Source organism: Nocardia sp. 2TAF39, from assembly GCF_052114905.1.
In the GTDB taxonomy this organism is placed as follows: domain Bacteria; phylum Actinomycetota; class Actinomycetes; order Mycobacteriales; family Mycobacteriaceae; genus Nocardia.
The window spans coordinates 1-2,528 of the sequence record NZ_JBFRFQ010000117.1; the positions used below are offsets into that span (position 1 = coordinate 1).

General features: G+C 66.8%; 2 protein-coding genes. Both read right to left on the reverse strand.

Annotated features, from left to right (window positions below; translation table 11 throughout):
• Window positions 1-76 precede the first annotated feature (76 nt).
• Window positions 77-868 (reverse strand): IS21-like element helper ATPase IstB, encoded by a 792-nt coding sequence (gene istB, locus AB4Z47_RS30525; RefSeq protein ID WP_441956157.1) that lies wholly within the window; start codon window positions 866-868, stop codon window positions 77-79.
• Window positions 862-2,361, reverse strand: a complete 1,500-nt coding sequence (istA, locus tag AB4Z47_RS30530; protein ID WP_441956156.1) for an IS21 family transposase — start codon at window positions 2,359-2,361, stop codon at window positions 862-864. The genes istB and istA overlap by 7 nt, the downstream gene beginning before the upstream one ends.
• Window positions 2,362-2,528 lie beyond the last annotated feature (167 nt).

Below are 2,528 nucleotides of genomic sequence, written 5' to 3' on the forward strand. Positions count from 1 at the left end.
TGTCAATGGCCATTTGTGGGTCGCCGCTGGTGGCCGGGTGAAGTCCCCACCCTCTTGCAGGGGGTGGGGTGTTAGGTCAGGGGCGTTCACCTCGCTTGGTGCGGTTTTTCATGCGGTAGGAGTCGCCGTCGGTGATGACGACTGTGCAGTGGTGCAGGAGCCGGTCGAGGATGCTGGCGGCGGTGGTGTGTTCGGGCAGGAACCGTCCCCATTGCTCGAACGGCCAGTGTGAGGCGACGGCCAGCGAACGCCGCTCGTAGGCGGTGGCGACCAGCCGGAACAGTAGCTGGGTGCCGGTGTCGTCCAGCGGAGCGAACCCGATCTCGTCAAGGATCACCAGATCCGCGCGCAGCAGGCTGTCGATGACTTTGCCGACGGTGTTGTCGGCCAGCCCGCGGTAGAGGGTGTCGATCAGATCGGCCGCGGTGAAGTAGCGGACCTTGTGCCCGGCCGTGATGGCGGCGTGTCCGAGCCCGATCAGGGTGTGGCTCTTGCCTGTGCCGGGTGGCCCGATGAGCGCGAGATTGTGTTGCGCGCGAACCCATTCCAGGCTCGACAGGTAGTCGAAGGTGGCCTGAGGGATGGGTGACGCCGACACGTCGAAGCTCTCCAGGGTCTTCACGACGGGGAACGCGGCGGCTTTGAGCCGGTTGCGGGCGTTGGAGGCGTCACGAGCAGCGAGTTCGGCCTCGATCAGGGTGCGCAGCACCTCTTCCGGGGTCCAGCGCTGGGTCTTGGCGACGGCCAGCACTTCGGGTGCGTTGCGGCGCACCGCGGCCAGTTTCAACCGCCGCAGCCCGGCATCGAGATCGGCGGATAGGTCCGGGATCGTCTTCGGTGCAACGGTTTTCGATCGTGTTGTCAAGATGCGCTCCCGTCACCGCTGACCTTGTAGGCGTCCAGAGACCGGGTCGGCGCTGTCGGTAGATCTAGCACCAGCGCATCACCTGCCGGGCGTGGCTGCGGGGTTCCGGTGCCGGCGGCGAGGATGGAGCGGACATCGGCGGCGCGGAAGCGTTTGAATGCCACCGCCCGCCGCAACGCGGCGACCAGTGCGGCCTCGCCGTGGGCGGGGCCGAGTGCGAGCAGGATCTCCAACTCCTGCCCCAAGCGAGTGTTGCCGATGGCAGCGGCACCGACGAGGAAGGCTTCGGCATCCTCTCCGAGCGCGCAGAATTGTTGCTCGACGGTGGTTTTCGGGCGCGGCCCGCGGTGAGGTGCGGGCCGGGGCCCGTCGTAGTGGTCATCGAGGACGGATGCTTCGCCGGGGGCGACGAGTTCGTGCTCGGCGACGATCACGCCAGTGACCGGTTCGAGCACCAGCAGCGCGCCGACATCGACCACGACTGCGACCTTTTCGCCGATCAGCCGCATCGGCACCGAGTAGCGGGCCGACCCGTAACGCACGCACGAGAGCCGGTCGACAGTGCGGGTCACCGCCGGTGCGCCGATCTCGAGCCGCAGCGACGGCAACGGCCGCATCAGTTCCCGCTCGGTGGTGAGGCGCTCGTCGGGAATCGCGCAGATCTCCGAATGCATCAGCGAATTCACTTCTGCGCACCACACTTTCGCCGCCGCATTCGCCTCACGCAGACTCACCGTCGTCCCCCGCATCGCGGCCTCGGTCAACAAGGGGACCGCCAGATCCCGCTGGGCATACCCGCACAGGTTCTCCACGATGCCTTTCGACTGCGGATCGGCAGCATGACACCAGTCCGGCGAGAAACCGTAATGCGTTGCGAACCGGATATATTCGGGAGTAGGAACGACCACGTTCGCGACCACTCCGCCCTTCAAGCACCCCATCCGGTCAGCCAGCACGCGGGCAGGGACACCGCCGATCGCGGCGAACGCCTCAGCGATCAAGGCGAGGGTGGTCGACTGCCGCTGGTCGGTGGCGAACGCGATGAACCGCCACCGCGAGAACGCCAGCACCGCGCAGAACAGCTGCAACCCGGGCGCGGCCTCGGCCCAGTCGATCACCAGATACTCGCCCGGCGACCACACCGCCGGACGCCTGCCCCGATGATTGTCTTTGCGCCACAACGCTTTCTGATCGGCCACCAACCGCCGGAAATTCCGCGGCGACCCCTCGTAACCGGCCGCTCGCGCGGCCGGGAGTAGTCGCTTGGCCGAGATCCGGCCCTTCGACTTCGCGACCCGCTCGGCGACCAGGTCCCGCACCTGGTCGTAGTTGCGGGCCCGTGGCACGGGCTCCGGCCGGTCGCCGCCGGCTTCGGCGCGTTCGACGACTCGTTTCACCGTCTTGTGCGTGGTGCCGCACAACTCGGCGGCACCACGATAGGTTCCGACCTCTCGATAGGCGGAAATGATGTCCATTCGCTCCCTCGCAGACTTCAATGGAACTCCCTGGGCAGTGACGGATGACAGTTGGCGCTATCACCGTCACCGCCCAGGCCACGAGTTCCGGGCATGACACGACGAGCAAGGGAATGGGGACTTCTACTTGGCCGCCAGCGGCGACCTACACTTGGCCACCCGTGGGGACTTTCTCATGGCCACGGACA